The organism is Vagococcus fluvialis bH819, assembly GCF_900163795.1.
GTDB lineage: Bacteria > Bacillota > Bacilli > Lactobacillales > Vagococcaceae > Vagococcus > Vagococcus fluvialis_A.
Genome location: NZ_FWFD01000007.1, coordinates 1 through 17,141, shown reverse-complemented (window position 1 = coordinate 17,141; position 17,141 = coordinate 1). Strand labels below are relative to the sequence as shown.

The window sequence follows — 17,141 nt, the reverse complement described above, 5'->3', positions numbered from 1 at the left end:
TAATAGACATAGAACAATTCAAGGTTGGGCGTATGCTTCAAGGAAATCTCTTTCAGGGCGGGAAGAGGTTACTTGGCATGCGTCTTTTTTTGGAAATTTTTTAAAGGGGGAAACACTATGTTAATGGAATTATTAGTCTCATTAATTTTAATTATTATTGGAACAAAACTAGCTGGACATTTATGTCAAAAAATTGGTATTCCAGCTGTCATTGGGGAATTACTCACAGGTGTGCTCTTAGGTCCTGCACTTTTAGGGTTAGTGCTACATACAGAAGCCATTTCGCTATTTGCTGAGATTGGTGTTATTTTACTTATGTTTTTAGCTGGTTTAGAAAGTGATTTAGACAAACTCAAAAAATATCTTAAACCATCTGTCATGGTTGCTTTGTTCGGTATTTTACTACCCATGATTTTCTTAAGTGGAGCAGCACATCTCTTTGATATCCCTTGGAAAGAGGCTTTATTCTTAGGCGTTATTTTCAGTGCTACATCGGTTAGTATTTCTGTTCAAGTATTAAAAGAGTATAATCGCCTAGATACAGCTGAAGGTTCTGTAACCTTAGGTGCCGCAGTTGTTGATGATATTGCTGTTGTTTTGATTGTTAGCCTTTTTAGCGCTTTTTTAGGCGGAGATAGCAGTAGTACTTCTACGATGAATGTCGGTTTTTTATGGGATTTACTTGGAAGTAAAATTATCTTCTTCTTAGGTCTTTTCTTATTTGCTAAGTTTATTTTAAACCCACTACTTGCGTTGGTTAAAAAAATTGTTGCCGTCCAAGTTGAAACTGCATTTGGGTTAGTTTTATGTTTTATTTTTGCTGTTCTTTCAGAAAAAGTTGGTATGAGTGATGTGATTGGTGCATTCTTTATTGGTTTATTATTATCTAGACATGAAAGCAAACATCGTATTGAGCATAATGTTTCAGTGATTAGTTATTCTTTATTTATTCCAGTTTTCTTTGTATCAATAGGACTAGATATTGAATTATCAGCATTTAAAGAGTACACTCTTTTAATCATCGTTTTTACAATTTTAGCAACTTTAACTAAGTTAATTGGTGGTTACATTGGAAGCCGATTAACTCACTTAGACAAAAATCAGTCCTTAATTGTTGGGGCGGGTATGGTTTCTCGTGGTGAAATGGCTCTGATTATCGTTAAAATGGGAGAAACACTTGGCTTGATAAATGAAGGTTTATACTCAGCTATTGTGGTTGCGATTATTCTGACAACACTCTTCTCACCACTTCTAATTAAATATGCTATTGAAAAAGGAACGCCTGCTTAATGCAGAACGTTCCTTTTTTCTTTTCTTAAAAAACAAATGAAATATATATAAAGTGAACTTAAACATAAAAATGACCTCAAACTTTTTAATAGTTCAAGGTCATTATTTTTTTATTCGTAATCATACTCATAATCGTAACCATCATAATCGTAGTCGTAATCATCTTCTTCATCTTCGCCTGCTAATAATTGTAAATGACGGCTCATCAAAGCGTAAGCTTTAATTTCGTTAAATAAGCCAGATTCAATTTTATATTTAGGTGAGAATAATTTAGGAGCCTTCACGTCTTCTTCTAATTTATTTTTCAATTTATTGTATTTCTTCATTTTAGGTGCGACGAAATTTTTAAAATCAACATCATCTGTTTTTTCAAATAAACGTTTCAATCCATCTACACGTTCCTCAAAGACTGCAAAATCTTTTTTAGAAATCTTTTCAATATCTTCATCATCTGTGTTATCTAATAGATCTTCAACATCTTCTTTTATAGATTCTGCATCATACCCTAATAAATCATCGATTTCATTAACGTCTTCATCGTCGTAATCATCATAGTCATAACCGTATTCATCATCATAACCGTATTCATCATAGTCATCGTAATCGTAGTCATAATCATAGTCTGAGTCTGCTACTTCTGATTCGACTTCTTCTTCATATTTGATTTCTTGCTCTTTCTTAGTTTTTAGCTTAGGTTCTTCTAAACTAGCTACTTCACTGTCAATTTCAGATTGAAGAGAGTTTGTTGTTACATCATTTTGAGCAAGAATAGCTTCCATACTTGGAGCCGCAACAGGTGCAACTATAGGTGCTACAGGTATAACTGGGCTCACTACATTAACTTCTCTTTGTTCTAAACCAGCTAATTTTGTTTCCAATAATTGATTATCCTGCAATAAGCGTGAAATTTCTTGTTCTAATTGGGTTGATCTATCTCTTGCTGTTTTATAATTCGTTTCCAATAATTGATAATTTTCTTGCCAATTTTCTTGTGTCTCTTTTTGTGATAACATTAATTTGTCTACAAGACCTTGTTGCTGTGCTAAACGGTCTGAAAGGCGTTTAATTTCTTGTTCTTTATTTCTTGCAAACTGTTCTTTATCTAAAGTTGATTGTTGCAAAATACGTGCTGTTTCACGTTCTTCCTTTGCTACACGTTCTTCCCATTGGTTAATCACACGTTGCTGTTCAAGTCCTGATTGTTGTAGAGTTTGTTCTAAACCAACATAACTATTTTTTAATTGAATTAATTCATTTTGTCGCTCAACTTCCATCTGACGACTTGTATTATAAGCAATTGCTAACTCTTCTTTTTCAGTAGACAAGGTTTGGTAACGCGTTTCCCACTCACGTGTTAATAACGCATTTTCTGTTTCTAAACGCTTTACATCGTCACGGAATTTATTTAGTTCACGCGTCGTTTCGATTAAATCTTGTTGCGTTTTATCTTCGAATACTTGATTTTCTTTAAAAACAGTTCGTAATTCATCGTTTTCATATTCCATACGTTGTAATTTTTGCTTCAAATCTTCTTGGATATTCTCTTTTTCCAAAGTTAATTGGTGTAATTCATTTTTTATAATTTGAACTTTTTGTTTATCCTCTAATTCACTGTTACGATAATCAATTAAATCTGTTTTTAACATATCATTTTCTTGTAACAACTGTTCAATTTGAGTATTATTAGCTGATCTTAATTGATCGTAATCTGCTTGTAGACCATTAATGTAGTTCTCATTTTCACTCACTACTAATTGTAGTTGTTGAATTTCACGTTGTCTTTCAAGTAAATCCTGGCTGCTTTGGCGTAAGCGATAATTCACATCATCTAGTTGTTCTTGTAATTTACGTGAACGTTCTTTTTCTTCAGCAGTGTGTGAATTTTTACCTTCATTCATTTCATTTAAAACACGTTGTTGACGTTCGATTTGTAATTTTAATTCACCGATATTTTCCTTTTGAGTTAACTCATCTGCCTTACTTTGTTGTAAAGCCATTTGTAATTCGTTATTTTCTTTCTTTACGCTGTTAAATCGTTCTCTTAAATCAAGTTCTGCCCTACGTTGCACCCGATCAGATTCAGCAGGTTTTTTTTGTGTTGCTATAGCAGGCTGATTAAAACGGGACGTTTCAACCTGTTCTGGACGAATCGTTTCATTTTGAACGACTGCTTTTTCTAGCTCTTTTATTAATAAGTCGGTAATTGTTTTTTTTATATTTCTAATTTGTGTATTCGAAAAAATATTTTTAGAATCAAATGTTACATAGATTTCAATTGATCCTCTTGATGATTGATCGACAAATGCTCTTTCTATCTTATAAAGAGGAAAAATAGTTTCCCATTCCCTAAAAACAACTTGCATTGCATCATCAATATTCTTTTGAGTTAGCTTACTGTCTCTATCAGACCATTTTAACAATAACTGATTTGTTACTTCGCTTTTATTTTGTACTGGTACTAGGACCTGACTTGAATTTGATGGCTTTTTAACCTCTTCTTGATATATTTGAACATCTATGTTTAGTTCGTTTGAAAACATAGATACTGTCCCCCTTTCACTGGTCAACTCTCTCTTGTATAGTTTCATTTTTTTCTATACTGATCATATTAATATTACCCTTTTAAACAAGCTGTGTAAAGATGTTTTAAACACAAATGATTAAAATACTCGGTCAGAGAAGATAAAATTAATTCAATTTTTGGTTCCTATCTTTTTTGAATTAATTTTTTTACTAAAAAAGCTATCCACATGATTTTTTCCATATGAACAACTTTTCACTTAATAAATTATTACTCATATAAATCTAACTGGTAAAGCTTTTTAAATTTATCATTATTAGCCAATAGTTCTTTTTGTGTACCCAACATGCTAATCTTACCCTCTTCTAAAAAAACAATCTGATCTGCATAATGAGTTCCTACTAAATGATGGGTAATCCATAATACGGTCTTGCCTTTTAAAACACTGAAAACTGTTTCTAGTAATTGCTTTTCTGTTATTGGGTCTAGTCCAATCGTCGGTTCATCAATAACAATAATAGGCGCATCTTGTAATAAAATTCTAGCCAAAGCAATTCTTTGTTGTTCGCCACCTGAGAATCGTTTGCCACTTTCTTCTACCAGTGTATCCAATCCTAATGGTAATTTGTCATAAACCGGTTTTAAACCAGCTTGTTTAGCAGCTAGCTCAATTTCTTCTTCTGTTGCCTTTAAATTTCCTAAGCGAATATTATTTCTAATAGTTGTATTAAAAATATGAGGATTCTGATTAAGTACACCAAAAATCTCAGATTGTTGTTCCTTTAATTCAGATGTCACATAATTATTAATCAAAATTTGACCTTTTTCTGGAATTAAATCTCCTCTTAAAAGTTTAGAGAGAGTTGTTTTACCAACACCACTTTTTCCTAAAACTGCAGTCACTTGGCCCTGCTTGATTGTCAGTTCAAATCCTTTTAACAGATATTTTTGCTGTTCACTATATTTAAAATCAACGTCTTTAAATTGAATAGTCATTTCATTGACTGAAATAACTACTTTTGAAGTTGTCTCTTCAACACTTTCAATACTTGGTAGTTCGGATAACCGTCTCACAGTATCTTCATAAAGAGGTAGCTCCTTTAATGAATCACTCACAGGAGCGAAAGCATCTATTAACGGAAAGAAGGCTAAAACAAAAGCTGCAATCCAGTTAAGGTACTTAATTTCACCTGTTTCACCAAAATAATTACCTGCCCAAACAAAAAGGACAATCACAATTAAACCAAAAACAACTTGCTTTAGTAGACTCTCACGTCTTGAATATTGCTTCATGACCTTGTCTTCCTTACGAACATCGGCTTCAGCTTCATTATAGCCAGTTAAAAACTCTTGATAACGACCACTATATTGCCAATCACCTACACCTAAGACAGCATCTGTTAATTGGTTATACAAGACATGTTTTTTGGCCTTTTGACGATACACACGAGCATTATTCACTAAAACTGAAGTTAATGGTAAAATAATTAAGATAACACCGATTAAAAGTAACATCAATAAGGCTAATGGAATTGAAAAAACGCCTAAAGCAATTACAATTGCTACATATAAAATTAAAGCCACAATAGCAGGAAATATTGTTCTTAAATACAAATTTTGAATATGTTCTATATCTTCTGCTAATAAACCTAAGATATTTCCTGTTTGATATTCAGATTTCGATTTTGCAGCTCTTGTTTCCATGGATTGATAGAGTTTCAATCTGATGTCTGAAGTCATTTTCAAAACCCAATTATGACTTCCTAAACGTTCCACATATCTGAGTGTCGGTCTTGCAATACCAAAGGCACGGGTTAGTACAATCGGAACATATACCATTAAAATATTTTCTGGCTTAGCTGCTGAGCGACTAATCAAGTACCCTGATGTAAACATTAACGCAGATGCGGCAAAAAAAGTTAAAAATCCTAAAAATATAACTAAAGTTAATAACCATTTATATTTTTTAAAAAACGGGCGTACCCAATGATCTTCTTTCGAAAGTAATAAATAATTATTTTTCATATTACTCCCCTTTCAATTGCTCAACAAATTCACTGTAAGCACCATTTTTTTGACGTAATTCTTCATATGTTCCTTGTTCGATTATCTTGCCATCTTTCATAACAATGATGTAATCCATCTCTTTCATCCAGTGCAGACGATGCGTCGCAAAAAAGACTAACCGTTTATCAAATAAGGGTAACATTGTTGCTTTAAGTTCTGATTCTGTCTCCACATCTAAATGCGCTGTTGGCTCATCAAACAATAAAATCTGTCGATTACTGTCCAGAAAAGCACGAGCTAAAGCAACACGTTGTAGTTGCCCCCCACTTAACATATGAGCGGCATCTCCAATAACCGTCTCTAATCCCTCTGGTAACTCTTGAACAACCTCTAAAAGCCCTGCACGATCAATTGCGAGTAAAATATCTCGTTCACTGGCTTCGGGTTGATAAAAACTAATATTTTCTCTTAACGTTGCATGGAAGATATAAGGATCTTGCGGCACATATAATAGTTGGTCTTGCCAACTTTTCATTCTTAAATGATTGGTTTTTTGACCATTAATTTTTATACTAGGTTCTTTCGCTTCTAAAAAGCCACCTAACATTTTAATCAAAGTTGATTTACCCGAACCTGATAGACCAACAATTCCTATTTTTCCTGTTCCTTTCCAAGAAAAATTAATCTCTTCTAAGGTGTTACTTTCTGACGTTTCATCATACTTCAGAGACAAATTAGTTAAAGTTAATTCATCCGTTTCTTCCCAAGCAGATAGGGGAATTTCCTCTACTTCTTCAAATTCTTTTTTATCTAATATTGTAAAGATTGACTTCAATGTATTTCCACCATCAAGAGTCGCATGATAGTCACTTGAAAAATCACGTAAAGGTAAAAAGAAATCAGGCGCTAAAACAAGTGCTGTTAAGGCTGGAAATAACAACATTTCACCATTCATTAATTTAAACCCTAAAAAAACTGCAACAATTGCTACTGATAATGTGGTAAAAAAATCTAAAGCAAACGTTGATAAAATCGCAATTTTTAAGGTGCTCATGGTTGCTTTTCGGTAGTCTTCACTAATGCCATAAACATTTTTTTCATATTTTTTACTTAATCCTAAAAAATTAAGTGTTTCAAGACCTCTTAATGAATCTAAGAAGTGGTTACTAAGTAATTGGTAGCCTTCATACTGACGATCAGCTTTGGCTCTTGCGGCATATCCTAAAATAATCATAAATAGAATAATAATTGGAAAAACTAATAACAAGATAACGCCTGAACGAATATCTTGCGTAAAAACAAAAATTAAAATAACCCAAGGAATAACCATCATATTAGTAATTTTAGGCAAAATAAGCGTTAAATAATTCTCAATTTGACTTACACCTTCTATTGCCATGGTTACCATATTTCCTGTTCCTTCTTTTTGGACAAAATTAGGCCCTAAGCGAAACACTTTATCTAGTAACTTCTGTCTCACAATTTTAGCTTGTTCATAGGCATACGTATCTAAATAACGATCCCTAAAGAAGTTGAGAACTTGTCTCAATAAGAAACAAATAAAAAAGATTACCATTGCTTTTATTTGAGAAGAAACACTCTTCCCATTCCAAAGCTCGCTAATCGCTGATGATAAAAAATAGGCTTGCCCGATAATTAATAAAGCTTGCAGAACGCCAAGTCCTGCAAGCCCTATTAAGACAGACCTCATTTTATCAATACGAAATAAATTCTTATCAATCAAATCCGGCACGTCTCCTTAATATTAATAATTATCTAATACGTCCACTGACACACGTTTAGTAAATTGTTTGTACATCCATAATACATAAATTAAAACAATTGGTAATAAACAAGCTGTAACGATTGTCATTACTTTTAATGTGTAAGGTGTACTTGATGCATTTTCAATTAGTAAATGGAATTTTGAATCTGTTGCCACCATTACTCGTGGGAATAATCCGTTGAATAAGAAAACTACAACGCCAACAAATACCAAGCCTGTTGAAATAAATGAGAAACCTTCTTTATCTTTGTACGTGCCGTAAGCAGCCATTGCTGCAAAGACCACGATTAAGACTAAGATAATTAATGAAGAGATCATTCTTTCTTTAAAGAAATCTGTATCGATAAATGAAAGAACTGCAAAAGCTACTAAACCTACAAATAATACTGGGTATAATTTCTTAGCTTGAGCATTTGCACGTTCTCTGACTTTACCTTCTGTTTTCAAACGTAAGTAGTTTAAGCCATGTAGATAAGAAATTAAAGTAACTGCTACTCCACCAACAATTGAGAATAAGTTAACATAGTCAGTAAAGCCTGCATTCATCACATTTTTTGTTTCATCAAGTGGCATACCGCGAACTAAATCCACAAACATCATGCCTAAGAAGAAAGTTGTTAAAAAGCTACCAATACATAGTGTCCATTCCCAGATATTACGTTCTCTGGCACTTTCAGAACTTGATCTAAATTTGAATGATACCCCGCGGATAATCAACCCAACTAAAACAAGTAATAAGAAAATGTAAAAGCCACTAAATAAAGACGCATACCATTCAGGGAATGAAGCAAACATTGCTCCTCCCGCTGTAATTAACCAAACCAAGTTAGATTCCCAAACAGGTCCAATGGTTTGAATAATTTGATCACGTTCGCGTTTGTTTTTAGCTAACGTTTTAACTGACATTCCAACACCCAAGTCAAACCCTTCTAAGAAGAAGAATCCTGTAAATAAAACACCAATTAAAAAGAACCACAATAATTGTAAGTTACTCATATTAGAATGCCTCCTTTGAAAACGGATCGATTGATTCTTTACGCGCTTCTGAAGGACTTACATAATAAGGACCTTTTTTCAAGTAACGTTTTGAGTAAAGAACCATAACAAATCCTAAGAATAAGAATAGAGCAAAGTACACAATATTACTAAATATTAATGACCCTTGTGTCACGCTTGGTGATACACTATCAGCAATTGTGAATAAACCATACACAGTCCAAGGGGCACGTCCCATCTCAGTAATAATCCAACCAGTTGAATTCGAAATGAATGGGAAAGCAATGCCTGCCACAAACAAGCCAAGTAACCAGTTCATTTTTTGTAACTTATCTTTTCTTAGTAGTAACAGACCTACTATAGCCATTAAAGCCATCAATGTTCCAAATCCTGCCATGAAACGGAAGCCCCAGAACAATGTTTTAACTGGTAAATAGTAATCCATCTCTTTACCGAATTTTTCATCATGTTGTTTATGTAGGTCTGCATTCACTGAATCCATCCCTTGGAATTTATCTTTTCCACCTAAAATTGTTAACATAGCCGGTACTGCAATTTCCCAGTCAGTTTTTTGATTTTTAGTATCGATTCCAGCAATGATATTCCAAGGCGCTGAGTCCCCAGTTGTATCATCATAAATACCTTCCATTGCTGCAAATTTCATTGGGTGATCATTAGCTACAGCGTTCATTTGTGCATGTCCTGCACCCATCGTTAATACTGAACCAATTAAACCAATGATTAAACCGAATTGCATTGATTTTTTGAAAAATTTTGTATCTTGTTTCTTCATTAATTTCCAAGCTGAACAACCAGCGATAACAAAACCACCTGTTACAAATGCCCCGAAAACTACGTGAGGGAATTCTAACCATAGTTGGTGATTTTTTAATAAACCAAAGAAACTTGTTAATTCTGCTCTGTTTGTAGCTTCATTAATTTGATATGCCACAGGATTTTGCATAAATGAGTTCGCTGCTAAAATCCATAAAGCTGATAATATGGTTCCTATAGAAACTAACCAAATAAATGTTGCGTGTAATTTTTTATTGAATTTATCCCATCCAAAGATCCATAATCCAATAAATGTTGATTCCATGAAAAATGCAAGTAATGCTTCTACTGCAAGTGGTGCTCCAAAAATATCTCCCATAAAACGAGAATATTCAGACCAGTTCATCCCAAATTGGAATTCTTGAATGATACCAGTAACAACTCCCACTGCAAAACTTAGTAAGAAAATATTTCCCCAAAATTTCGCCATGTCTTTGTACATTTCATCTTTTTTCACAACGTATAATGTTTCTAAAATTGCAACTGAAAAGGCTAAGCCAATCGATAGTGGTACAAAGAAAAAATGAAAGACGGTTGTCATCCCAAATTGGAACCTTGCTAATGTAACTAAATCCATCATGTTTATTGTCCTCCTTTATTTATAATTAATCACATAATATTATACCCCATATAAAATAGACTTTCAAAGTAAACTTTGAACGTCTATTAAATAATAATTCTTCTATTCTAGAGTTACGTCTTTTATCTCATTGTGACGAATTCTTCTGCACCGGTTGGGTGAATGGCCACAGTGTTGTCAAAGTCGGCTTTCGTGGCCCCCATCTTGATTGCTACAGCGAATCCTTGTAGCATTTCATCAACACCAAGACCTAATCCGTGCAATCCAATAATTTTTTCATCATTTCCAAGACACACTAACTTCATATGACATTTTTCTTTTAATTCTGTAATAGCATATTGCATTGGGGTAAATGTCGATGTATAAACTGTAATTTTTTCATTTTGATATTTTTCTCGAGCTTCCTTTTCTGTTAGGCCAATTGTTCCAATCGTCGGATGAGAAAACACCACAGTTGGGATTGTTTCATAATCCAAAAAGGCTTGCGCTTGATTATTAAACAGTCGTTCAGATAATCTTCTACCTGCTGCAATGGCTACGGGTGTTAAGTTTACTTTATCAATCACATCCCCCACCGCATAAATACCTGCTTGCGTTGTGTTTTGATATTGATCTACTTTAATTGCGTTTCCTTCGGTTAGTTCAACTGATGTATTTTCTAAGCCAAGCTGATCCAAGTTTGGTTTACGCCCAATCGCCCAAATAAGTTCTTCTACCGCAAGTGATTGACCATTTTCAAAAAATAATTCATAACCTCTCGCTGTTTTTTCTACTTTTTTGGGTACCGAATGAGCATGCAAATGAATACCTTGCTCTTGATAACTTGTTGTCAGTCCTGAAATCACTAATTCGTCAAATTCTCTTAAGAAAGTTTCTTTTCTAAATGCAAGATGAGTTTCTGAACCTAAGCCATTTAACACACCTGCAATTTCTACAGCAATATACCCAGCGCCAACAACTGCCACTGATTTTGGTAACTTAGTTAACTCAAAGAAACCATTGGAATCAATCCCATACTCAGAGCCTGGAATATTAGGTCTAATAATTTTACCACCTGTAGCAATCAAAATATGCTCCGCCGTATAACTATCACCGTTGACTTCCACTGCTTTTTCAGCTGTAAACTTAGCAAAGCCATGAAGAACCGTTACGCCATTACTTGCTAAACCTTTCATATATAAACCATGGAGGCGCTCAATGTAAGTTTGACGATTCGCCACTAACCTAGAAAAATCAACATCCTCGAGCGTTACATCAAAGCCATATTCTTTGGCTTGTTTTAACATCATCGAGCGCATTTCAGAAGCTGACCACATCACTTTTTTAGGAACACATCCAACATTAACACAGGTTCCGCCGATGTCTGCTCCTTCAATTAATAAGACTTTCGCCCCACGCATTCCAGCACGATTAGCAGAAGCAATGCCACCACTACCGCCACCAATCACAATATAATCAAATGATTTCATCTCTACCATCCTTATTTTCGTTTTCGGATCATGTCTCCTGGTTTGACTGGACTTTCCACTGGCATTTTCACAATCATCATTGCATTTGGTGCCTTTTCAATCGGCTCATCCAATTCATTCCACATCTCTTTAATTACTTGATGAGAATGTGTAAACCCAGGACCATAAAATTCAATATCATCATTGATTCTAAAATGATTCCGTTGTCTAATTGTAGCAATTTTTGTCGCTTCGTCATAGGATAAGACCTCACCGATAAATTTAAAGACAGGAATCTTACGACGCTTCCCGAATAACTGCTCCTCCTCACTAGGGACACCGTAGTAAAAACCAGTCGCAAGCTCACGTTGAGCAACTTTCCACAATTCATCGACCCATTCTTGTTTACAGACATAATTTTCTGGATCTTCCATATAACTATCCACGGCCTTTTTGTAAACATTAGACACAGTTGATACATAATGAATCGATTTCATACGCCCCTCAATTTTTAAACTATCCACACCATTTTGAACCAAATCAGGAATATGTTCGATCATGGACATATCCACTGCACTCATTGAAAAAGGCTCTTCCACTTCACCAGCATCAATCAACGACTGACGCTCTTTGTCTAAACTCATCTCAAATAAATCATATTTCCAACGGCAAGATTGTGAACATCCCCCACGATTCGCATCACGATGTGACATGTGATTGGATAACGTACAGCGGCCAGAATAAGAAATACACATCGCGCCATGAATAAAAGCTTCTATTTGAATATCTGTATTTTCACGAATTGTTTTAACTTCTGCCATTGATACTTCACGACCTAATACTACACGCTCTAGCCCTTCATTTTTCCAAAACTCTAAAGTTTCAAAATTAGTTGCCGAAGATTGTGTCGATAAATGAACAGGTAATCCAGGAGCTTCAGTAATGCAAATCTCAATTAAAGCTGGATCGGACACAATTACAGCATTAATACCTATATCACGTAACTCTCTAAAGAATTCCCCCGCTCCTTTCGCATCAAACTCATGGGTTACCATATTGGCAGCTACATAAATTTTTGCATTATGTTCTTTAGCAAAAGCTACACCCTCAGCCATGTCTTCATAAGTGAAATTTCCCGCTCGACTTCTTAATCCATAGGCATTACCACCAATATAGACAGCATCCGCACCATATCTAATGGCCACTTTTAATTTTTCTAATGTTCCCGCCGGCGCTAAAACCTCGGGTCGTTTTAATATTTTTGTCATAATTATTTATTTGCTCCTTATTTAATGTCATCTGGGTTAAAATAATAAAATCCTGTATCAAGCGTTCGTTCTTTTGGATGAGCTGCTATTACTAATTCGGTCAGTCTTTTAGCCTCAGCCTTATTCCATTTATCAGCTAAAATTAATTCTTTTGCCTCAACAAAATAGGACACGATATCCACATATACATCACCCGGAGTATAGATACCATCTAACTTCCAATGTGTTAATCCTATCTTTTCTAACTCCTCGACCTCAGTCATTAAGTTCACATCATTGGTTGCAAAAATATGTGTACCATGCTCATCTTCATAAACAGAATAATGAGTCTCTTCTGCCTTAGGTTCTGAAATAAATAATTGACTAGTTTTATCTACCTTTTTTTCTTGTTGAGTAAAATTAAAATAATTTTGAACTAATGGTCGTTTAGATTGATGAATGCATGTAGCACCATACACAAGCATTTCACCAAAAACATCTAAATTATTCGATAAATCAACTAATTCTAAGTACGGTATTTCACGAGCTAAAACCGCACCAACCGCTCCACGTTTACCCCAGAAATTAATCTGACGAGAACTGGTTACCATTGTTGCCGCGTCATAAATATACGAAATTTTATAGCCATCTCTTCTGATTACATGGATAACACCTGGATCACCTACCACAATCTCATCCACTGATAAATCTTCTAAAAATTGTAAATAATCAGGTATCAACAACATTTTATCTGGATGCATAATGGCATTTACTGCCACACGAACTTTTTTGCCCTTTGCGTGAGCTAGGCTAACTAACTGCCTCATCTCTTCTACACTAAAATGTGTGGGTAATCTTAAACCGAAAGTTGCATCACCAAAGTACAAATAATCAATATTCAAATCAACTAATTTTTCAGCTTGTTGAAGAGATTCAACGGTTGCTGTAATTTCTATCATTTTCTAATCTCCTTAATTGTGAGTAATCAGAATTATCCTACCACAACCAACCCAACTTTGACAATGTTATCACAAATAAAAAAGCGCTAGTTATTAAACTAGCGCCAGACTTTGTTATGCTTTTTGCAATTCTTTTTCTTTAGTAATTTTCACTTGAATCTTACCTTTTTTAGCACCCATCACGACTTTACTACCTGCTGTAATATCACCTGAAAGTAATAATTCACTCAAACGATCTTCTACTTCTTTTTGAAGTGCTCGCCTAATTGGTCTTGCACCATACTCCGGATCAAAGCCAGCCTTACTAATAACTTCAATTGCAGAAGGTGTTAATTTTAATTCAATTTTTTGCTCTTTCAATCTTTCTACCACTGATTGACTCATAATTTTAACAATTTTATTTAATTCTGTTTGCGTTAATGAATGGAACACCAATAACTCATCCACACGATTTAAGAATTCAGGACGGAAGCTCTTTTTAAGTTCCTCTAAAATACGAGATTTCATTGCTTCATAATCCTTATCACCACCAGTTGAACCAAAACCAACTGTTTTCTCATCACGTAGAGCTGTCGCACCAATATTAGATGTCATGATTAAAATAGTGTTTTTAAAATCAACTTTGCGTCCCTTAGAATCTGTCAAATGACCATCATCTAATACTTGAAGTAATATATTAAAGACATCAGGATGGGCTTTTTCTACTTCATCCAACAATACAACTGAATAAGGTTTTTGACGAATTCGTTCTGTTAGCTGCCCCCCTTCATCATACCCAACATAACCTGGAGGAGAACCAACCAAACGACTCGTACTATGTTTTTCCATAAATTCAGACATATCCACACGAATTAAGGCATCTTCTGAACCAAACATCACAGAAGCAAGAGTCTTAGCTAATTCTGTTTTACCTACACCAGTTGGACCTAAGAACATAAACGAACCAATTGGACGATTTGGATCTTTCAACCCACTTCTAGCTCGACGGATAGCACGTGAAACAGATTCCACCGCTTCCTCTTGCCCAACAACACGTTCATGCAAAACTTTTTCAAGTTCAAGTAAACGTTCTGTTTCTTTCTTTTCAAGTTGTTCTAAAGGAATACCTGTCCATTGCGCTACAACAGAAACAATAGCTTCCTCTGTGACTTCTGTTTTATAAATGATTTCATTCGACTTCTCAGCTTCAATTAATTTATCTAATTTTTTATACGCCGCTTTTTCTTTCTTACGACTACTTGCTGCTGCTTCAAAATTTTGTGCTAAGATTGCTTCTTCTTTTTCTTTCACAATCAGTTCTACCTTTTCACGCTGAAGAGCAATCGGAGAACGCTTATCAGCAACTTCCAATCTAGCCCTAGCTGCTGATTCATCAATTAAGTCAATTGCTTTATCAGGTAACTGACGATCACTAATGTAGCGAACAGATAAATTAACTGCAGCAAAAACAGCTTCGTCTGTAATTTTCACTTTATGATGATCTTCATAACGTTTTCTAAGACCTAAAAGAATCTCTTCAGCTTCTTTTGCTGTCGGCTCATCTACTTTAATTTTAGCAAAACGTCGTTCTAATGCCGAATCTTTTTCGATATATTTCTGGTACTCATCTAGAGTAGTTGCACCAATGGTTTGAAGTTCTCCACGAGCAAGGGCTGGTTTTAAGATATTAGAAGCATCAATGGCTCCCTCAGCACCACCTGCACCTATTAACGTATGCAATTCATCAATAAAAAGAATAACTTCGCCATCACGATAAATTTCATCCACTACTTTTTTCATTCGATCTTCAAACTCACCACGATACTTAGTTCCCGCAACCACTGCACCCATGTCCAACATCATTAATCGTTTGGATAACATTTCTTTAGGAACACGACCTTGAATAATTCGTTGTGCTAGGCCCTCAGCAATTGCCGTTTTACCCACACCAGGCTCACCTACTAAAACAGGGTTATTTTTAGTCCGACGACTTAATATTTGAATTAAACGTTGAACTTCTTTATCACGACCTACTAATGGATCTAAACGATTGTCACGAGCAGATTGTGTCAAATCTCGGGCCAAAGAATCTAATGTAGGCGTCCCTTCCTCTACCTGATTACGAGGTGTATTTTGCTGCTTTCTTTGATTCTGCTTATTAGAAGGCTCAATTAAACCAATTTTTTTATAAACTAACTGTCGCACTTTTCCCAAGTCTATCTCTAAATTAGTTAATACTCGAGCACCTAATACTTCTTCATCCTTGATTAAAGCCAATAAAATATGCTCTGTTCCCACATTCGGTGCACCGATGCGTTTAGCTTCAGCACTGGCATAAGACAAAATTTGCTTTGCTCTGGGAGAATAAGGTAGTAAGCCAGTATATTTTGTCACTTTCTGACCATATTGCGTAATTTGCTCAATTTCTTCAAAAATTTGTTCCTCATTTAGATCAAAACTTCTTAAAACTTTACCAGCAATCCCTTTAGGCTCTTTAATTAAGCCTAATAATAGATGCTCCGTTGCAACAGAGTCCTGCTTAAAATACTTAGCCTGTAGCTGAGCATTTTCTAAAGCTTTTTTTGCTTTCTCTGTAAATAATTCACTCATACTGGTCACTCCTTCTCGTCATATGTTAAACGTTCTAATAACTCAATCATCATATGTGCTCTTAATTTACTATTGTCACTCACACTGAGTAACGGTTTATTACATAGCAATGCACTGATAATATTATTCTCTCTTACATCAATCACTTCATTGTCCTGTAATTGTTTTAAGATAGCAAATGCTTCACTCTCTGTCAAACTAGAACCAACAGATTCAGCAACTCGAAGTAAATAATTGCCGTGTTGTAATAAATCTACTTTTACAATTCTAATATAGCCACCACCACCACGTTTGCTTTCTACTTGATACCCTTGTGGCACAGTAAAGCGGGTTTTTATCACATAATTTATCTGTGACGGAACACATTCAAATAAATCAGCCATCTCAGAACGTCGAATTTCAATCATTTTATCAATTTCTAATATTTCTTTTATATAGGATTCAATGATATCTGACATATTCCGATTATCCAATTGAAACACCACCTTCATTGTCAATTGACTATCTCTGACCTTTATTATACAAAAAAAAGACCTATTAATACATTAAAAGGCTTTAAAAATAAGTATTAAAAAAAAGCCATTTCTGACTTTAGTATATTTAGCTATTATCCGATTTTTATTACTAATGCCGAGGACCGGAATCGAACCGGTACGGTGATCACTCACCGCAGGATTTTAAGTCCTGTGCGTCTGCCAGTTCCGCCACCCCGGCTAAGAACTCATAAAAGCGGAAGACGAGGTTCGAACTCGCGACCCCCACCTTGGCAAGGTGATGTTCTACCACTGAACTACTTCCGCTTATTTAAAGTGCCGGCTAAAGGAGTTGAACCCTCGACCCTCTGATTACAAATCAGATGCTCTACCAACTGAGCTAAGCCGGCT

General features: G+C 35.0%; 11 protein-coding genes and 3 tRNA genes. 1 reads left to right on the top strand and 13 read right to left on the bottom strand.

What is annotated here, in order from left to right; all coding sequences use genetic code 11:
• Positions 1 to 117: 117 nt before the first annotated feature.
• Positions 118 to 1,290, top strand: a complete 1,173-nt coding sequence (locus FM121_RS02720) for a cation:proton antiporter (protein WP_256958399.1) — start codon at positions 118 to 120, stop codon at positions 1,288 to 1,290.
• Between the two features lie 110 nt (positions 1,291 to 1,400).
• On the opposite strand, the gene FM121_RS02715 is transcribed toward FM121_RS02720, so the two are convergent.
• From FM121_RS02715 to FM121_RS02655, 13 genes are all read right to left on the bottom strand, one after another.
• Positions 1,401 to 3,830 carry a hypothetical protein gene (locus FM121_RS02715; protein ID WP_086950614.1) on the bottom strand — a complete coding sequence of 810 codons (2,430 nt, stop codon included), beginning with the start codon at positions 3,828 to 3,830 and terminating at the stop codon, positions 1,401 to 1,403.
• A 251-nt stretch (positions 3,831 to 4,081) separates the two neighbouring features.
• Positions 4,082 to 5,836 carry a thiol reductant ABC exporter subunit CydC gene (cydC, locus tag FM121_RS02710; RefSeq protein ID WP_086950613.1) on the bottom strand — a complete coding sequence of 585 codons (1,755 nt, stop codon included), beginning with the start codon at positions 5,834 to 5,836 and terminating at the stop codon, positions 4,082 to 4,084.
• 1 nt (position 5,837) lies between these two features.
• Positions 5,838 to 7,562, bottom strand: coding sequence for a thiol reductant ABC exporter subunit CydD (gene cydD, locus FM121_RS02705; RefSeq protein WP_086950612.1), 1,725 nt, complete (start codon positions 7,560 to 7,562; stop codon positions 5,838 to 5,840).
• Positions 7,563 to 7,583: 21 nt separating this feature from the next.
• Positions 7,584 to 8,600, bottom strand: coding sequence for a cytochrome d ubiquinol oxidase subunit II (gene cydB / locus FM121_RS02700; RefSeq protein WP_086950611.1), 1,017 nt, complete (start codon positions 8,598 to 8,600; stop codon positions 7,584 to 7,586).
• Position 8,601: 1 nt separating this feature from the next.
• Positions 8,602 to 10,011 (bottom strand): cytochrome ubiquinol oxidase subunit I, encoded by a 1,410-nt coding sequence (locus FM121_RS02695; RefSeq protein ID WP_086950867.1) that lies wholly within the window; start codon positions 10,009 to 10,011, stop codon positions 8,602 to 8,604.
• A gap of 125 nt (positions 10,012 to 10,136) precedes the next feature.
• Entirely contained in the window at positions 10,137 to 11,483 is a 1,347-nt protein-coding gene (gene gor, locus FM121_RS02690) for a glutathione-disulfide reductase (RefSeq protein ID WP_086950866.1), read from the bottom strand.
• A gap of 11 nt (positions 11,484 to 11,494) precedes the next feature.
• Positions 11,495 to 12,730, bottom strand: coding sequence for a peptidase U32 family protein (locus FM121_RS02685; RefSeq protein ID WP_086950610.1), 1,236 nt, complete (start codon positions 12,728 to 12,730; stop codon positions 11,495 to 11,497).
• Between the two features lie 17 nt (positions 12,731 to 12,747).
• Positions 12,748 to 13,668 (bottom strand): peptidase U32 family protein, encoded by a 921-nt coding sequence (locus FM121_RS02680; protein ID WP_086950609.1) that lies wholly within the window; start codon positions 13,666 to 13,668, stop codon positions 12,748 to 12,750.
• A 114-nt stretch (positions 13,669 to 13,782) separates the two neighbouring features.
• Positions 13,783 to 16,257 (bottom strand): ATP-dependent Clp protease ATP-binding subunit, encoded by a 2,475-nt coding sequence (locus FM121_RS02675; protein ID WP_086950608.1) that lies wholly within the window; start codon positions 16,255 to 16,257, stop codon positions 13,783 to 13,785.
• 5 nt (positions 16,258 to 16,262) lie between these two features.
• A complete protein-coding gene (locus FM121_RS02670) occupies positions 16,263 to 16,730 on the bottom strand; it encodes a CtsR family transcriptional regulator (RefSeq protein WP_086950607.1) in 468 nt (155 codons plus the stop codon).
• 155 nt (positions 16,731 to 16,885) lie between these two features.
• Positions 16,886 to 16,971, bottom strand: a tRNA-Leu gene (locus tag FM121_RS02665).
• 14 nt (positions 16,972 to 16,985) lie between these two features.
• Positions 16,986 to 17,057: transfer RNA gene (locus FM121_RS02660), tRNA-Gly, on the bottom strand.
• Positions 17,058 to 17,067: 10 nt separating this feature from the next.
• Positions 17,068 to 17,140 (bottom strand) — tRNA-Thr (locus FM121_RS02655).
• Between the last annotated feature and the right edge of the window lies 1 nt (position 17,141).